The 15,711-nt window shown below is 72.8% G+C and carries 16 protein-coding genes; 12 read left to right on the plus strand and 4 right to left on the minus strand.

Annotated elements, in window-relative coordinates; all coding sequences use genetic code 11:
• The first annotated feature begins 6 nt into the window (after window positions 1-6).
• Genes GQQ92_RS09075 through GQQ92_RS09100 form a run of 6 tightly spaced genes read left to right on the plus strand, consistent with a single transcriptional unit; the run spans window position 7 to window position 6,461 of the window.
• Window positions 7-978 carry an MBL fold metallo-hydrolase gene (locus GQQ92_RS09075; protein ID WP_197738174.1) on the plus strand — a complete coding sequence of 324 codons (972 nt, stop codon included), beginning with the start codon at window positions 7-9 and terminating at the stop codon, window positions 976-978.
• The gene (locus tag GQQ92_RS09080; protein ID WP_156998935.1) at window positions 975-2,048 is read left to right on the plus strand and encodes a Gfo/Idh/MocA family protein; all 1,074 of its coding nucleotides are present in this window, start codon (window positions 975-977) and stop codon (window positions 2,046-2,048) included. The genes GQQ92_RS09075 and GQQ92_RS09080 overlap by 4 nt, the downstream gene beginning before the upstream one ends.
• A complete protein-coding gene (locus tag GQQ92_RS09085) occupies window positions 2,045-3,277 on the plus strand; it encodes a CaiB/BaiF CoA transferase family protein (protein WP_156998936.1) in 1,233 nt (410 codons plus the stop codon). Before GQQ92_RS09080 ends, GQQ92_RS09085 begins: the two co-directional genes overlap by 4 nt.
• The gene (locus tag GQQ92_RS09090; protein ID WP_156998937.1) at window positions 3,277-4,431 is read left to right on the plus strand and encodes a type 2 periplasmic-binding domain-containing protein; all 1,155 of its coding nucleotides are present in this window, start codon (window positions 3,277-3,279) and stop codon (window positions 4,429-4,431) included. Before GQQ92_RS09085 ends, GQQ92_RS09090 begins: the two co-directional genes overlap by 1 nt.
• Window positions 4,428-5,210: an enoyl-CoA hydratase/isomerase family protein gene (locus GQQ92_RS09095; RefSeq protein ID WP_156998938.1), complete on the plus strand. Its 783-nt coding sequence runs from the start codon at window positions 4,428-4,430 to the stop codon at window positions 5,208-5,210. The genes GQQ92_RS09090 and GQQ92_RS09095 overlap by 4 nt, the downstream gene beginning before the upstream one ends.
• Window positions 5,211-5,258: 48 nt before the next feature.
• On the plus strand, window positions 5,259-6,461 hold the full coding sequence (locus GQQ92_RS09100) for a fumarylacetoacetate hydrolase family protein (protein ID WP_232057600.1): 1,203 nt from the start codon (window positions 5,259-5,261) through the stop codon (window positions 6,459-6,461).
• Between the two features lie 132 nt (window positions 6,462-6,593).
• Here GQQ92_RS09100 and GQQ92_RS09105 read toward each other — a convergent pair whose 3' ends face one another.
• Window positions 6,594-7,352 (minus strand): SDR family oxidoreductase, encoded by a 759-nt coding sequence (locus GQQ92_RS09105; protein ID WP_156998939.1) that lies wholly within the window; start codon window positions 7,350-7,352, stop codon window positions 6,594-6,596.
• Complete coding sequence (locus GQQ92_RS09110) at window positions 7,349-8,383, minus strand: zinc-dependent alcohol dehydrogenase (protein WP_156998940.1); 1,035 nt, start codon at window positions 8,381-8,383, stop codon at window positions 7,349-7,351. Before GQQ92_RS09110 ends, GQQ92_RS09105 begins: the two co-directional genes overlap by 4 nt.
• A gap of 131 nt (window positions 8,384-8,514) precedes the next feature.
• Between GQQ92_RS09110 and GQQ92_RS09115 the strand changes: the two genes are divergently transcribed.
• A complete protein-coding gene (locus GQQ92_RS09115; protein ID WP_156998941.1) occupies window positions 8,515-9,489 on the plus strand; it encodes an aldo/keto reductase in 975 nt (324 codons plus the stop codon).
• Between the two features lie 25 nt (window positions 9,490-9,514).
• Here GQQ92_RS09115 and GQQ92_RS09120 read toward each other — a convergent pair whose 3' ends face one another.
• The gene (locus GQQ92_RS09120; protein WP_156998942.1) at window positions 9,515-10,333 is read right to left on the minus strand and encodes a FadR/GntR family transcriptional regulator; all 819 of its coding nucleotides are present in this window, start codon (window positions 10,331-10,333) and stop codon (window positions 9,515-9,517) included.
• Between the two features lie 68 nt (window positions 10,334-10,401).
• On the opposite strand from GQQ92_RS09120, the gene GQQ92_RS09125 reads away from it, so the two are divergent.
• From GQQ92_RS09125 to GQQ92_RS09145, 5 genes are all read left to right on the plus strand, one after another.
• Entirely contained in the window at window positions 10,402-11,283 is an 882-nt protein-coding gene (locus GQQ92_RS09125) for an amidohydrolase family protein (RefSeq protein ID WP_156998943.1), read from the plus strand.
• A gap of 71 nt (window positions 11,284-11,354) precedes the next feature.
• Entirely contained in the window at window positions 11,355-12,212 is an 858-nt protein-coding gene (locus GQQ92_RS09130) for a fumarylacetoacetate hydrolase family protein (protein WP_156998944.1), read from the plus strand.
• Complete coding sequence (locus GQQ92_RS09135; RefSeq protein WP_156998945.1) at window positions 12,209-12,979, plus strand: SDR family NAD(P)-dependent oxidoreductase; 771 nt, start codon at window positions 12,209-12,211, stop codon at window positions 12,977-12,979. Before GQQ92_RS09130 ends, GQQ92_RS09135 begins: the two co-directional genes overlap by 4 nt.
• The gene (locus GQQ92_RS09140; RefSeq protein ID WP_156998946.1) at window positions 12,976-13,299 is read left to right on the plus strand and encodes an L-rhamnose mutarotase; all 324 of its coding nucleotides are present in this window, start codon (window positions 12,976-12,978) and stop codon (window positions 13,297-13,299) included. Before GQQ92_RS09135 ends, GQQ92_RS09140 begins: the two co-directional genes overlap by 4 nt.
• Window positions 13,300-13,461: 162 nt before the next feature.
• Entirely contained in the window at window positions 13,462-14,283 is an 822-nt protein-coding gene (locus GQQ92_RS09145; RefSeq protein ID WP_232057601.1) for an alpha/beta fold hydrolase, read from the plus strand.
• 24 nt (window positions 14,284-14,307) lie between these two features.
• On the opposite strand, the gene GQQ92_RS09150 is transcribed toward GQQ92_RS09145, so the two are convergent.
• A complete protein-coding gene (locus GQQ92_RS09150; protein WP_156998948.1) occupies window positions 14,308-15,672 on the minus strand; it encodes an FAD-binding oxidoreductase in 1,365 nt (454 codons plus the stop codon).
• Window positions 15,673-15,711 lie beyond the last annotated feature (39 nt).

The following is a 15,711-nucleotide window of genomic DNA, read 5'->3' on the forward strand; positions in this document are numbered from 1 at the left end:
ACGAACGTGGAACTCCGACCCGGACTGCACCGCATCCAGGCCCCGCTCGGCGAGCGCTTCGTCGCGCTGTACCTGCTGGTGGGCGAGGACGCCGCGCTGCTCGTCGACACGGGCGTGCGCGACAGCATCACCGACCACCTGCTGCCCTACCTCGACGCTGCGGGCATCCCGCGCGAGAAGCTGCGCTGGGCGGTCGACACGCACTGCGACTTCGACCACACGGGCGGCAACGGCGCGCTCAAGGCGGCGATCCCCACGGTGGAGATCGTCGCGCACGAGCTCGACGCCGAGCTCGTCGAAGACGTGCAGCGCCTCATCGACGTGCGCTACGGCGAGTTCCGCGACACCGACGGGTTCGACGACCCGCCCGAGACCACCGCGTACCTGCGCAGCGTCTCCGACCTGGTGCCCGTCGACCGTCGGGTGTCGGGCGGCGAGACGTTCGACCTCGGCGGGCGCAGCGTGCGCGTGCTGCACGTGCCGGGGCACAGCCCGGGCCACGTCGCCGTGCACGACGAGGCGAACCGCGCGCTGCTCATCGGCGACGCCACGCTCGGCACGACCGTGATGCTCGCCGACGGCAGCCCGGCGTTCCCGCCGACGTACCGCGACACCGACCCGTACGTCGAGAGCCTGCGGGCGTTCCGCGCGCTCGACGCCGAACTGCTGCTCACGGCGCACTACCCCGTCTACGAGGGCGAGGCGGTGGCACGCTTCCTCGACGAGAGCGAGGCGTACACCGAGCGCATCGACGAGATCATGACGGAACTGCTGCGGTCGAGGGATGCCGCGGCCGCGCCGCTCACGACGCTCGAACTCGTGCGCGAGGCGGGCTCCGACCTCGGGCCGTGGGGTGCCGATGCGCTGGACTACTCGGTGTTCCCGGTGACGGGCAACCTCGAGCGGCTCGAGCAGCGCGGGCTCGCGGCATCCGATACCGACGCGACCGGCCGCCGCACCTGGCGGTGGGCGCGATGACCGCGAAGGTGCGCCTCGGCGCGGTCGGCGCGGGCTGGTGGGCGACGAGCAACCACTTCCCGATCTTCGCCGCGCGCGAGGACGTCGAGCTCGTGGGCGTGTGCGGCATCGGGCCCGAGCTCGAGACCGTGCGCGAGCAGTTCGGCTTCGGCATGGCCACGACCGACTACGACGAGCTGCTCGCGCAGGACCTCGACGCGATGGTCGTCGCCACCCCGCACGACCTGCACCACCCGCAGGCCGTCGCCGCGATCGAACGCGGGCTGCACGTGCTCGTCGAGAAGCCCGTCACCCTCGACGCCGCGCAGGGCTGGGACCTCGCGGCGAAGGTGCGCGAGCACGGCGTGCACTTCCTCGCGCCATACGGATGGAACTACAAGCCGTTCATCGTCGAGGCCAAGCGCCTCGCCGACGCCGGCCACCTCGGCGAGATCCAGCACGTGACCTGCAACATGGCTTCGCCCACGCGCGGGCTGTTCGCGGGCGACACGAACCACATCCGCGCCCTGTGGGATTCCGAGACGAGCGGCCCCGAGCCGAGCACCTGGCAGTCTCCCGCGCGCGGCGGCGGCTACGCCCACGGGCAGGTCACCCACTCGAGCGCGCTGCTGTTCTGGCTGAGCGGGCTGCGCGCCGCATCCGTCATGGCGAAGACCTCGAACGGCGGTGCCGCGGTCGACCTCTTCAACGCGGCGGTGATCACGTTCGACGGCGGCGCCATCGGCTCGCTCTCGGGTGCGGCGACGGTGCCCGACGGCGACCCGTACCAGGTCGACATCCGCATCTTCGGCACCGAGGGCGTGCTCATGCTCGACACCGAGCGCGAGCGCGCGTGGGTGCACCGCTACGACGGCGCGCGCTTCGACATCGAGGTGGAGCCCGGCGCGGGCGCCTACGAGTGCGTCGTGCCGCCGAACCGGTTCATCGACCTCATCACCGGGGCGAGCACCGAGAACCACTCCGATGTCGAGGTCGCGGCCCGCTCGGTGGAACTGATCGACGCCATGCTGCGCAGCGCCGCTGCGGGAGGGACCGAAGTGAACGTGCACGACGAGGAGCAGGCCGCATGACGGGGCAGGATGCGGGCGCGCGGGGCGTGCTCGCCGGATACCGGGTCATCGACTGCTCGATCGCCATGGCGGGGCCCTTCGCGGCTCAGCGCCTCGGCGACCTGGGCGCCGACGTCATCAAGGTCGAGCCGACGACGGGCGAGTGGCAGCGCCACGCCGCAGCCGGGGGAGCGGGGGGCAACGAGATCAACGTGTCGTTCCTCTCGCTGAACCGCAACAAGCGCTCGGTCGCCCTCGACCTGAAGGCCGACGAGGGCAAGGCCGCGCTCCGCGAGCTCGTCGCTGGCGCCGACGTGTTCCTGCAGAACTACCGGCCGGGCGTCGCCGCCCGCCTCGGGGTGGACTACGAGTCGCTCAAGGCGGTCAACCCGTCGATCGTCTACGTGTCGATCTCGGGCTACGGCGAAGACGGGCCGTACCGCGACCGGCCGGGCCAGGACCTGCTGCTCCAGGCGATGTCGGGCGCGATGTTCTCGGCCGGCCGCGACGGCGACGAGCCCTCGCCCGCCGGGCAGTACCTCGCCGACGCGATCACCGCGTCGACCGCGTTCGAGGGCGTGCTCGCCGCGCTGCTGCACCGCGAGCGCACGGGCGAGGGGCAGCTCGTGACGGTCAACATGCTCGACGCCCTCACCACGCTGCAGATGCAGGAGCTCTCGGTGTTCACCGTCGGCCGCAAGGCGCAGCAGCGCTCGGCCGAACCGCACGCGCACGTCTACATCCGCGCCCCGTACGGCGTCTTCGAGACGAGCGACGGCTACGTCGCGCTCGCCTTCGCCGACCTGCACGAGCTCGGCCGCCTCATCGACGAGCCTGCGTTCGAGGGCTGGTCGAGCGAGGTCGAGGGGTGGACCCGCCGCGACGAGATCCACTCCCGCACCGCGGCGAAGCTCCGGCAGAACACGGCCGCGCACTGGATCGCGACGCTCGGCGCGGCCGGCATGTGGATCGGCCCGGTGAACGACTACGCGCAGCTCGTCGAGGACCCGCAGATCGTGCACAACGGCACCTTCATCGAGTACGAGCACCCCACCGAGGGGCGGGTGAAGACCCCCGGGTTCCCGTATCGGTTCTCGGCGACGCCGCCGCAGCTCTACCGGGGAGCCCCGCTCGTCGGCGAGCACACCCGCGAGGTGCTCGCGGAGGCCGGGTTCGACGAGCCCGCGATCGACGCACTCCTCGCCTCGGGCGCGGCACGGGCGACCGCGAACGCCGTCGTCGGCGTCTGATGCCCGACTACCGGGGCCTCACGTGGGACCACCCGCGCGGACGCCACGCGCTCGAGGCCGCAGCGCGGGCGACGACGGATGCCGCGGGGCAGCCCCTCATCGAATGGGACGTGCACTCGCTCGAGGGGTTCGAGTCCGCGCCGATCGGGGAGCTCGCCGAACGCTACGACGTGATCGTGCTCGACCACCCGCACCTCGGCGACGCGCTCGCGGCCGAGGCGATCCGCCCGATCGAGGACCTCTACCAGCGGGACTTCGTCGCGCGCCTGCGCGCCGACGCCGTCGGCCCGAGCGCCGCCTCGTACACGGTCGACGACCGGCTCTGGGCGCTCCCGCTCGACGCGGCCACGCAGGTGGCCGTCAGCGCGCCCGAACGGGTCGACGTCGCGCCCGACACCTGGCACGACGTGCTCGCGCTCGCCGAGTCGGAGCCCGTGGCGCTGAGCCTCGCGGGGCCGCACGCGCTGCTCACGTTCCAGTCGGTGTGCGTCGCGCTCGGGGCGGCCGACGGCGTCGAACCGCGCACGATCCCGGGCCGCGGCATCGTCGACGCCGACCTCGGCGAGGCGGCCTTCGACCTGCTCGCGACGCTCGCCCGCGGCATCCCGCCCGAGACCGCGACGCTGAACCCCATCGGCCTGCTCGAGCGCATGCGCAGGCAGCGCGACCTCGCGTACATCCCGCTCGTCTACGGGTACGTGAACTACGCGTCGGGCATCGGCGCGCTGCGCTTCGACGACGCGCCCGCCGCGACGCCGGGCGGCCGCCGCGGATCGACGATCGGCGGCACCGGCATCGCGATCACCACGCGCCGCACGCCCTCGCGCGACCTGCTCGCCCACCTCGCCGCGCTGCTCTCGTCGCGCGCGCAGACGGGGTTCATCCCCGAGCACGACGGCCAGCCGAGCCTGCGCGAGGCATGGGAGTCCGCCGAGGTGAACGCCGCCTCGGGCGACTTCTACCGGCGCACGCTCGCGACGATCGAGCAGTCGTGGGTGCGCCCGCGCGTCGCCGGATACACGCCGTTCCAGTCCGAGGCATCCGCCCTGCTGCGCGACGCCCTGCTCGACCGCACCTCGCCCAGCGCGGCCGTCGCCGCCGTCAACGCCCGCTTCGACGCGCTCGCGTCGACCCCCGAACGGAGCCGCCCATGATCGAGTCCGCCAGCGAACACGTGCGCATCGAGGTCGACGGGCACGTCGCCGTCATCACCATCGATCGGCCTGCGAAGCTCAACTCCGTCACGCCCGAGATGTCGAAGGCGCTCGAACGGCTCGTCGAACACGCGGATGCCGCAGCCGAGGTGCGTGCGATCGTGCTCACGGGGGCGGGCGAGCGGGCCTTCTGCGCGGGCTCCGACATCCGCACGCTCGACGACTACGCCACCCCGTGGGAGTTCCGCAATCGCACCGACTACTGCGACGCGATCCGCGCCGCGCGCAAACCCGTGATCGCCGCGATCAACGGGTACGCGTTCGGCGGCGGCCTCGAGACGGCGCTCATCTGCGACATCCGCCTCGCCTCGACGACCGCGAGCTTCGCGGCCCCCGAGATCAAGCTCGGGTGGATCGGCGGCGGCGGCATGTCGACGTTCCTCGCGCACTCGATCGGCCCGTCGAACGCGGCCGTCATGCTCATGACGGGCGACCCGATCGACGCCGAGACGGCGCTGCGATGGGGGCTCGTGAGCGAGCTCGTCGAACCCTCCCGCCTGCTCGAGCGCGCGGTCGAGCTCGCCCGGGTGATCGTGTCGCGCCCGCCCATCGCGGCCGAGACCGCCAAGGCGAACCTGCGCGCCGCGTTCAACATGACGCAGGATGAGGCCATGCGCTACGAGCGCGACCTGCAGACCGTGACCTTCGCGACCGAGGACGCCGCCGAGGGGCGGGCCGCGTTCGCCGAGAAGCGCGCGGGCGAGTTCCACCGGCGCTGAGCGCGTCCCCGCCTGCACTCGCGCCACAGCGCATCACCGACTTCGACGATGACCATGACGACCACGAGGAACCGCATCATGACCTGGCCCGACGCCCGCGACATCCTGCCCGACGACGCCGATCGCGCGACCCTCGTGGGCCGCGCCTGGACGGCCGACGGCCCCACCGTGGTCGTGCTGCGCCCCGAGGGCGTCGTCGACGTGTCGCGCAGCTTCGCCACGATGCGCGCGCTCACCGAGCACGCCGACCCCGTCGCCGCGCTCGCCGCGGCCGCCGGCCCGGTGCTCGGCACCCTCGACGACCTCGTCGCGAACACCCCGCCCGAGACGCGCGATCCGGCCCGCCCGTGGATCGCCTCGCCGATCGACCTGCACGTCGTGAAGGCCGCCGGCGTGACCTTCCCGGTGTCGATGCTCGAACGCGTCATCGAGGAGCGGGCGCGCGGCGACCAGGACGCCGCAGCCTCCATCCGCGCCGAGATCCTCGCCACGATCGGCGGATCCCTCGACGCGCTGAAGCCCGGCTCCGACGAGGCGGCCGCGCTCAAGGCGCTGCTCCTCGAACGCGGGTGGTGGAGTCAGTACCTCGAGGTCGGCATCGGCCCCGACGCCGAGGTGTTCACCAAGGCGCCCGTGCTCGCAACGGTCGGCACCCACGTCGACGTGGGCGTGCTGCCCGCCTCGCAGTGGAACAACCCCGAACCCGAGGTCGTGCTCGTCGTGAGCTCGGAGGGGCGCATCGTGGGCGCGAGCCTCGGCAACGACGTGAACCTGCGCGACATCGAGGGCCGCAGCGCGTTGCTGCTCGGCAAGGCGAAGGACAACAACGCGTCGGCCTCGGTCGGGCCGTTCATCCGCCTGTTCGACGACTCGTACTCGCTCGACGACCTGCGGGACTCGGTCGTGCGCCTCTCGATCGACGGCGAGGAGGGCTACCGACTCGACGGCACGAGCGAACTCGCGCGCATCAGCCGCGACCCCGCCGACCTCGTCGGGCAGGTCGTGGGCGCCCACCACCGGTACCCCGACGGCTTCGTGCTCTACCTCGGCACGATGTTCGCCCCGGTCGACGACCGCGACGTGCCCGGACGCGGCTTCACGCACCGCGACGGCGACGTCGTGCGCATCGCCGAGCGGCGCCTCGGCGCCCTCGTGAACCGCGTGCGGTCGACGGATGCCGCGGAGCCCTGGACCTTCGGCATCGACGCGCTCTACCGCTCGCTCGCCGCGCGAGGCCTGCTCGACGCGTAGCGCGGTCGCGCGTCGCCTCGCCGCGCGTCGCCGCGCGTCGCCTCGCCGCGCGGTGAACTCGATCCGTCGATCTTCGCCCTTCGGGGCGCCGAGTCGGGCAAAGATCGACGGATCAACGACTGAGCTTGCCGCTCAGCGCCCGAGCCACCCGCCGTCGACGGGCAGGATGATGCCCGACACGTAGTCGGACGCGGGGGAGGCGAGGAACACGGTCGCGCCGGCGAGGTCGTCCGCGCGGCCCCATCGACCCGCGGGGATGCGGTCGAGGATCGCCTTCGAGCGCTCGGGGTCGTCGCGCAGGTTCTGCGTGTTGTCGGTCGCGATGTACCCGGGGGCGATGCCGTTGACGGTCACGCCCCGCGCGGTCCACTCGTTGGCGAGCGCCTTCACGAGGCCCGAGACGCCCGACTTGGCCGCCGCGTAGCCGGGCACGTTGATGCCGCCCTGGAAGCTCAACAGGCTCGCCGTGAAGATGACCTTGCCGCGGCCCCGTTCGAGCATGCCGTTGCCGACGGCCTGCGTCAGCACGAACTGGCTCGAGAGGTTGACCTCGACGACGCGGTCCCACCATTCGAGCGGATGCTCCGCGGCGGGCGCCCGCTCGATGGTGCCGGCGTTGTTCACGAGCACCCCGATCTCGCGGGCGCGGAACTCCTCGCCGAGCGCCACCACGGCCTCGCGGTCGGCGAAGTCGACGGTGCGGGCCTCGAACCGGCGTCCGTGCGCCTCGACGGCGGAGCCGATCGCGCTGCCCTCGGGCTCGATCGTGGCGCTCACCCCGATGATGTCGGCGCCCGCCTCGGCGAGGGCCTCGGCCATCGCGAAGCCGATGCCGCGCTTGGCGCCCGTGACGACGGCGGTCGTGCCGGTGAGGTCGAAGAGGGCGCTCATGCGGATGCCTCCTGCCCGACCTGCACGTCGACGAGCACCTTCATCGCCCGCCCGGCCTCGAGGTCCTCGAACGCGGCCTGCGTCTCGGCGAGCGGCACGATCTTCGTGATGAGCAGGTCGCTCGGGATGGTGCCGTCGGCGACGAGCTCGACCGCGCGCTCGAAGTCGGTGCGACGGTAGACGCGAGCGCCGAGGATGCGCAGCTCCCGCCAGAACACACGTTTCAGGTCGATCTCGCGCGGCGTCGGGTGGATCGCGACGACGACGAGCGTGCCGCGCACCTTGGCGAGCGAGGTCGCGCCGAGCACGGCCTGCGCGGCACCGGACACCTCGAACACGACATCCGCACCTGCTCCGCCGGTCCACTCCTCGACCCAGGCGACCTGGTCGGTCTCGCGGGGGTCGAGGGTCGCGAAGCCGAGGCCCGCGATCTGCGCACGCCGGGCGGGGTCGAGCTCGATCACGGCGACCTCGGCGCCGAATGCACGGGCCACGGTCGCGATGAGCACCCCGATCGGGCCGCCGCCGATGACGACCGCCTTCTCGCCGCCCGTGATCTCGGCGCGGCGCACGTCGTGCACGGCCACCGCGACGGGCTCCACGAGCGCGGCCGCGTCGAGGGCGACGCCGTCGGGCAGGGCGACGAGCACGTCGGCCGGCACGTTCCAGAAGGCCTGCAGCGCGCCGGGAGAGTCGATGCCGATGAAGTCGAGGTTCTGGCAGATGTGCTCGTTGCCCGCGAGGCAGGCGGGGCAGGTGCCGTCCCACGCGAGCGGCATGACGGTGACGGGCTGACCGACCTCCCACCCGACCACGCCCTCGCCGAGCGCGTCGACCGTGCCGCTCATCTCGTGGCCGAACACGAGGGGTGTCTGCACCCGGGCGTCCATGCTGCCGTGCAGGATGTGCAGATCGGTGCCGCACAGCCCGACGTAGGCGACGCGGATGCGCACCTGCCCCGCGGCCGGCGGCTGCGGCTCGGCCTCGATGACGTCGATGGTCCGATGGCCCGTGTACGCGGCGGTCAGCATTGATCCTCCAATCGATGGGCGGATTGAGGAGACCAATCGGCCCGCATCGCACCGATTATGCCAGACGAATAGCCACAGTGCCCGAAATCATCTAACCTTTAGGAATCCGCTCTCACGCCTGGAGGAACTCGATGAAGAGTCGCACGCTGCCGTCCGGCCTGTCGCTCACCGAACTCGGCTTCGGCGCCGCGCAGCTCGGCAACCTGGCCAGGGCAACGACCGACGACGAGGCCGCCGCCGCCGTGGCCACGGCGTTCGACCGCGGCATCCGGTACTTCGACACCGCCCCCCACTACGGTCTCGGCCTCTCCGAACGACGGCTCGGGGCAGCCTTGGCCTCGCACCCGCGCGACGAGTACGTGCTCTCGACCAAGGTCGGCCGCCTCATCGTGCCGAACGAGTCGTACGACGGGGTCGCCCGCGACGACGAGGGCTTCGACGTGCCGGCGACCGAGCATCGGCGGTTCGACCTCACCCGCGACGGCATCCGCCGCTCGATCGACGAGAGCCTCGAGCGGCTCGGCACCGATCGCATCGACATCGCCTACCTGCACGACCCCGACGAGCACGGGCCCGAGGCGCACGCGACCGCGATCCCCGCGCTCATCGAACTCCGCGACGAGGGCGTCGTGCGCGCGGTCGGCACGGGCATGAACCAGTCGGCCATGCCCGCCGAGTTCGTGCTGCGCCACGACATCGACCTCGTCATGCTCGCCGGCCGCTACACGCTGCTCGAGCAGGGCGCGGTGGACGACCTGCTGCCCGCGGCGGCCGAGCGCGGGGTCGGCATCGTCGCCGCCGGCGTCTACAACTCGGGGCTGCTCTCGCGCCCCCGCCCGCCGGCCGACGCGCGCTACGACTACGCGCAGGCGCCGGCCGAGGTCATCGCACGGGCGAACGCGATCGCCGACGTGTGCGAGCGGTTCGGTGTCAGCCTGCCCGAGGCGGCGCTCGCGTTCGCGCTGCGGCATCCGTCGGTCGTCTCGGTCGTCGTCGGCATGCGCACCGCCGACCAGGTCGACCAGACCATCGAGCGCGCGGCCGTCGACGTGCCCGACGAGCTCTGGGCGAGCCTCATCGAGCGGGGACTGCTGCGCGATGCCTGAGACGCGCCCCCCGCGCGGTACTTCGTCAGGACGCCGCGGGTTCGTCGTCGGCGAGGGCGGATGCCGCGGCCTCCGCCTCGCCCTCGGCGCCGCCGAACTGGCTCGCCGTGAACTCCTCGACCCCGAGCACGTGCACCTGCATGCGGATGCGCGCCCGGTCGGGGTCGTGTGCCGCGAGTGCGTCGAGGATGGCGCGGTGCTCGCGCTGCGTGGCGTGCACGGCGTCGTGCTGGTGGATCGCGCGCCACATGCGGGCGCGGGCCGTGCGGCTCACGAGCGCGTCGATGATGGCCGCGAACGCGGGGTTGCCGCTCGCCGTGGCGATGAGCCGGTGGAATTCGGTGTCGACGTCGATCGTGCCCTCGAGGTCGATCTCGTCGTCGGCCAGGAGCGCCTCGCCGCGGTCGAGGATGCGGCCGGCCTCCTCGAGCTCCTCGTCGCCGATGCGCAGCGCCGCGTGCGCGGCCGCCTCGGGTTCGAGCACGCGTCGCACGCCGAGCAGGTGAACGCTGTTCTCGGGGCTCTGGAGTTCGGCGAGCATGCCGAGCGGCTCGAACAGGCGCGCCGCGTCGAGCGAGGTCACGTAGGTGCCGTCGCCCTGCCGGGTCTCGAGGATGCCGAGGATCACGAGCGCGCGCACGCCCTCGCGCAACGGCCCGCGCGAGACGCCGAGCCTCGCGCCGAGCTCGCGCTCGATCGGCAGGCGCGACCCTGCGGTGAGCTCGCCGCTCGTGATCATCTGACGGATGCCGTCGATGACGACCTGAGCGCGCGATCGCGCGGGGCCGTCGGCAGGGTCGGATGCCGCGGGGGCGCCGTCCGGCAGGGCGTGCTCGCTCGTCATGGGCACAGCCTAGGCGACCGCAGGCAGCCGGTACGTGAATTCGTCAGATCAATTGGACAGGAGTCCGCATGACCGAGATCATCGACGCCCACCAGCACGTCTGGAACCTCGAACGCGCCGAGTACGCGTGGCTCACGCCCGAGGCCGGCGTGCTGCACCGCACGATCGAGATGCGCGAGGTGCTGCCCGAGTTCGCCGCGGCCGGCGTGACCGGCACCGTGCTCGTGCAGGCCGCCGACAACGACGACGAGACCGACCACATGTTCGAGGTCGCCGCGCAGTCCGCCGCCGACGGCACGCCCGTCGTGCGCGGCATCGTCGGCTACGTGCCCCTGCACGACCCGGCGCGGGCGGCCGAACGCCTCGCCGAGCTGCGACGGCGGCCGCTGTTCTGCGGCGTGCGCAACCTGATCCAGGACCGGTCCGACCCGCACTGGCTGCGCCGCCCCGACGTCGACGAGAGCCTCGGCCTGCTTGCCTCGGCCGGCGTGCCGTTCGACGTGGTCGGCGTGTTGCCCGAGCACCTCGAGGCCGTGCTCGAGATCTCGGCGCGGCATCCGCAACTCGACCTCGTCATCGACCACCTCAACAAACCGCCGATCGGCGTCGACGACGCGTTCGGCACCGGCGCCTGGCAGCCCTGGGCCTCGCTGATCGCCGCGGTCGCGGAGAACCCGCGCGTGCACGCCAAGGTCTCGGGCCTCTACGCCGCGACCGGCGACCCGGCCGGCTGGACCGTCGACGCCGTGCGCCCCGTGCTCGACCACGCCCTCGACGCCTTCGGCGCCGACCGGCTCATGTACGGCGGCGACTGGCCCGTCTCGCTCATCGCGGGCGGCTACACCCGCGTCTGGCGGGGCATGTCGCAGCTCTTCGACGAACTCGGCGACGCGGAACGCGCCGACATCCTCTTGGGCACCGCCCGCCGCTTCTACTCGCTCGCCGACTGACCCGCACCGACCCCGACTTCCCCGCACCGACCCCGACTTCCCCGCAGCACCTCCCGATCGAAAGGCACCCCATGACCGAACCGTTCACCCTCGCCCGACTGGGCGACGCCGGCTCCGAGATCCCCGTCGTGCGCGTCGGCGACCGCGCCCTCGACGCACGCTCGCTCACCGCCGACTTCGACGGCGCGTTCCTCGCGGCCGACGGCATCGCCCGTGTCGCCGCAGCGCTCGACACGCTGCCCGAGCTCGACGGCGCCGGCGGCCTGCGCGTCGGCGCGCCCATCGCCGCGCCCGGCAAGGTCGTCTGCATCGGCCTGAACTACCGCGACCACGCGGAAGAGACCGGGGCAGCGCTGCCCGCCGAGCCCGTGATCTTCATGAAGGACCCGTCGACGGTCGTCGGCCCGTTCGACGACGTGCTCATTCCGCGGAACTCGGTGAAGACCGACTGGGAGGTCGAGCTCGGCGTCGTCATCGGCACGACCGCGCGCTACCTCGCCTCGCCCGACGAGGCGCTCGCGCACGTCGCGGGCTACGCGGTCTCGCACGACGTCTCGGAGCGCGAGTTCCAGCTCGAGCGCGGCGGCCAGTGGGACAAGGGCAAGAGCTGCGAGACGTTCAACCCGCTCGGCCCGGTGCTCGTGCCGGCCGCCGACGTCGCCGACCCGCAGGCGCTCGGCCTGCGCCTCTGGGTCAACGGCACGCCTCGCCAAGCCGGCAGCACCGCGAACATGCTCTTCTCCGTCGCGCACGTGATCTGGTACCTCAGCCAGTTCATGGTGCTGCGCCCCGGCGACCTCATCAACACCGGCACGCCGGCGGGCGTCGCGCTGGGCATCGAGGGCAACCCGTACCTGCGGGCCGGCGACGTCGTCGACCTCGAGATCGACGGCCTCGGCCGCGCGAGCCAGAAGCTGGTGCAGGCATGAGCGGCGCGGGCGAGTTCGCCGGCCTCGTCGCGATCGTCACGGGCGGCGCGTCGGGCATCGGCCTCGCGACCGCGAAGGAGCTCGCCGGACGCGGCGCCGCGGTGGCCGTGCTCGATCGCGCCCTCGACGGCCTGCCCGAACCCCTCGTCGGCTTCACGGCCGACGTCACCGACCGCGCGTCGGTCGAGGCGGCCGTCGCCGCGGTCGCCGAGCGCTTCGGCGGCGTCGACATCCTCGTGAACAACGCCGGCATCAGCGCCGTCGGCACCGTCGCCGAGAACGACGACGCCGAATGGACCCGCGTGCTCGACGTCAACGTCATCGGCATGGCCCGCGTCACCACGGCGGCGCTGCCGTGGCTGCGGCGTTCGGACGCGGCATCCGTCGTGAACGTCTGCTCGATCGCCGCGCTCAACGGCCTGCCGCAGCGCGCCCTGTACTCCGCGTCGAAGGGCGCCGTGCTCGCCCTCACCTACGCGATGGCCACCGACCACGTCGCCGAGGGCATCCGCGTCAACTGCGTCTGCCCCGGCACGGTGCACACCCCCTTCGTCGATCGGATGCTGCAGGGCTTCGCCGATCCCGTCGCCGAGCGCGCCGCCCTCGACGCACGGCAGGCCACCGGCAAGATGGTCGCCCCCGAGGAGGTCGCCGCCGCGATCGCGTACCTCGCGAGCCCGCGCTCGGTGTCGACCACGGGCACCGCGCTCGACGTCGACGGCGGCGTCTCGCACCTGCGGCCCCGCCCCGCCGGAGCCCGCTCGTGAAGCGCCTCGCGTCGGTCATCGGACTGCCGCCCGAGCACCGCGAGGAGTACGAGCGCCTGCACGCCGAGGTCTGGCCCGCGGTGCTCGAACGCCTCACCGCGAGCAACGTGCGCAACTACTCGATCTACCGCCACGGCGACGAGCTCTTCTCCTACATGGAGTACGTCGGCGACGACCTCGAGGCCGACATGGCGGCGATCGCCGCCGACCCCGAGACGCAGCGCTGGTGGTCGGTGTGCGAGCCGCTCCAGCGTCCGTTCGCCGAGCGCGCCGAGGGCGAGTGGTGGATGGAGATCCCCGAGGTCTTCCATCTCGACTGAGCCGGGCCGCCCAAGCTGTGCCCGCTCCGCCCGGGCCACCCGGGCCGTGCCCGCCCCGCCCGGCCCAGCCCACGCAATTCAGGATGGCGCACGTGTCGCCCGGCGTGTTGGCGCATGGCGCGCCGCGACACGCGCGCGCCATCCTGAATTGCGAATGACGGCATGATGGGCCGTATGGCCACCGGCATCCCCGACATCCCCGGCATCACCGAGGTTCCCGACCCGCAGTTCGTCATGAGCACCAACGGGCGTCGCATCGCGACGTACTCGTGGGGCGACGACACCGCCGACACGGTTCTGCTCGTGCACGGGTTCGCGTCGAGCGCGCGCGACAACTGGGTGAACACGGGCTGGGTGCGCGACCTCACGAGGGCCGGCTACCGGGTGCTCGCGATCGATCAGCGCGGGCACGGGGCGAGCGACAAGCCGTACCTGGACCGCGCCTACGTCATGGACCTCTTCGTCGAGGACATCGTCACGGTGCTCGACACCTACCTGCTCGACAGCGTGCACTACGCCGGCTACTCGCTCGGGGCCCGCGTCGGCTGGCAGGTCGCGGTCGCGCACCCCGAGCGCGTCGACCGGGCGGTGCTCGGCGGCATCCCCGACGGGCGGCCGCTCGCGCGCCTCCAGATCGATCAGGCGCGCGCCTACGTCGATCACGGCACCGCCGTCGAGGACCAGGTCACCCGCAACTACGTCACGCTGACCGAGCGCGTTCCCGGAAACGACCTGCGCGCCCTCATCGCGCTCGCCGAGGGCATGCGGCTCGTGGAGGACGCCGACCCCGACCCCTCGAACCCGCCGACGCAGCCGGTGCTGTTCGCGACCGGCAGCGAGGACGCGATCCTGGAGCGCTCGCGGGCCCTGGCGGATGCCACCCCCGGCAGCCGATTCGTCGAACTGCCCGGGCGGCACCACTTCAACGCGCCCGTCTCGCGCGAGTTCCGCGAGAGCGCGATCGCGTTCCTCGACGAGGGCTGAGCGCACGCCGGGAGCGGCGCCGTCTCAGCTCGCGCGGATCGCGCGGTTTCCGCGGACGAGCCCCGAGGGGTCGACCCGCTGCTTCACCTCGGCGAGCCGATCGAGCACGGCGGGCCCGTAAGCGTCGGCGAGCGGGCCAGGGCCGAGCATCGAGGGCACTCCGCCGTGCACGCCGTGCCGCTCGACGAGCGCTCGCAGCGGTTGCAGCGCCGCGACCGGGTCGATGGCCGGGTTCATCAGCAGCACTCCCGCGCTGAGCAGCAGGGGCGCACGGATCGCACCGACGGCCGCGAGCTCGGCGCCCTGCCCCTCGGCGGTCGCGCCGCCCATGGCCCGCAGGCCGCAGCGCAGGAGACCCCGCTCGGCTCCAGCGAGGAACGCCTCGACGAACTCCGCCGCGAACGCGTCGTCGTCGGCGCCGATGGCCGCACCCAAATCGGCCGTCGGCATCGGATCGACGGGTTCGCCGGCGACCGCGGCGAGCGCGCCGATCGTGAACGTCGTGAGCGAATTCGCGATGGGCTCGGCGACGGCGAGCAGCCGGTCGGCGTACCCGCGGCCGGTCATCTCGTCGCCGACGTGCACGAGTGCGATCGAGGCGACGATGCGCCCGCGAAGGTGGGGCGGCATCACCGGCAGGTCGGGGAACTGCATCATGCCGATGTCGAGGCCCAGCTCGGGCACGTCTCGGGCCAGCGCGAACGCGGCCGAGATGACGGGAACCGCCGCCTCGACCGGGAACACGAGGGAGCCGCCGAACAGCTCGGAACCCTCGTGCAGGGCGAGCTCGATCGCCGTGACGACGCCGAACCCCCCGCCTCCGCCGCGCAGCGCCCACATGAGCTCTCCGTCGTCGGCATCGGTGACGCGGCGCAGCCCGCCCGCGGCGTCGACGAGATCGACGGCGACGATCGAGCGGGCCGTGAGCCCGTGGCGCCTGCTGAACATCGAGTGGCCGCCGTTGATCGCGAGCCCGACGACGTTGACCTCGGGGTTCGACCCGGCGAGCGCGATGAGCCCGGTGCCGTCGAGCGCCTGCAGCGCCGCACCCCAGTTGACGCCGGCGCCGACGCGCAGCACCCGTGCCTCGACGTCGACGGTGATCTCGTCGAAGGCCGACGGACGGATGAGGACGACGCCCTCGAGGTCGTCGTCGGCGCCGTGACCGTTGGGCTGGGTCGTCACCCCGAGGCCGGCCTCCGCAGCCGTCGCGAGGACGGCCCGCACCTCGTCGACGTCGGCCGGCACGACGACCGCCGCAGGGTGCTGGTCGACGCTGAGGTTCCACGGTGAGCGTGCCGCGTCGTAGTCGGGCTCGCCCGGCAGCACGAGCGTGCCGCTGAGACGCGTGCGGAGCAGTTCGAGCGCGGCGGTGCGGTCGTCGGTCATCGTGTTCCCCTCGTCGACGGTTCTCCGACGCTACCGCCG

The sequence above is a fragment of the Agromyces terreus genome (genome assembly GCF_009749465.1).
In the GTDB taxonomy this organism is placed as follows: Bacteria; Actinomycetota; Actinomycetes; order Actinomycetales; family Microbacteriaceae; genus Agromyces; species Agromyces terreus.

Excerpts from the sequence above, each read along its gene's own strand:
- GQQ92_RS09135 (WP_156998945.1), top strand. The coding sequence starts at position 12,209 with ATGAGCGGCGCGGGCGAGTTCGCCGGCCTCGTCGCGATCGTCACGGGC.
- GQQ92_RS09095 (WP_156998938.1), top strand. The coding sequence starts at position 4,428 with ATGATCGAGTCCGCCAGCGAACACGTGCGCATCGAGGTCGACGGGCAC.
- GQQ92_RS09085 (WP_156998936.1), top strand. The coding sequence starts at position 2,045 with ATGACGGGGCAGGATGCGGGCGCGCGGGGCGTGCTCGCCGGATACCGG.
- GQQ92_RS09110 (WP_156998940.1), bottom strand. The coding sequence starts at position 8,383 with ATGCTGACCGCCGCGTACACGGGCCATCGGACCATCGACGTCATCGAG.
- GQQ92_RS09115 (WP_156998941.1), top strand. The coding sequence starts at position 8,515 with ATGAAGAGTCGCACGCTGCCGTCCGGCCTGTCGCTCACCGAACTCGGC.
- GQQ92_RS09090 (WP_156998937.1), top strand. The coding sequence starts at position 3,277 with ATGCCCGACTACCGGGGCCTCACGTGGGACCACCCGCGCGGACGCCAC.
- GQQ92_RS09120 (WP_156998942.1), bottom strand. The coding sequence starts at position 10,333 with ATGACGAGCGAGCACGCCCTGCCGGACGGCGCCCCCGCGGCATCCGAC.
- GQQ92_RS09130 (WP_156998944.1), top strand. The coding sequence starts at position 11,355 with ATGACCGAACCGTTCACCCTCGCCCGACTGGGCGACGCCGGCTCCGAG.
- GQQ92_RS09105 (WP_156998939.1), bottom strand. The coding sequence starts at position 7,352 with ATGAGCGCCCTCTTCGACCTCACCGGCACGACCGCCGTCGTCACGGGC.
- GQQ92_RS09125 (WP_156998943.1), top strand. The coding sequence starts at position 10,402 with ATGACCGAGATCATCGACGCCCACCAGCACGTCTGGAACCTCGAACGC.
- GQQ92_RS09100 (WP_232057600.1), top strand. The coding sequence starts at position 5,259 with ATGACCATGACGACCACGAGGAACCGCATCATGACCTGGCCCGACGCC.
- GQQ92_RS09150 (WP_156998948.1), bottom strand. The coding sequence starts at position 15,672 with ATGACCGACGACCGCACCGCCGCGCTCGAACTGCTCCGCACGCGTCTC.
- GQQ92_RS09145 (WP_232057601.1), top strand. The coding sequence starts at position 13,462 with ATGATGGGCCGTATGGCCACCGGCATCCCCGACATCCCCGGCATCACC.
- GQQ92_RS09080 (WP_156998935.1), top strand. The coding sequence starts at position 975 with ATGACCGCGAAGGTGCGCCTCGGCGCGGTCGGCGCGGGCTGGTGGGCG.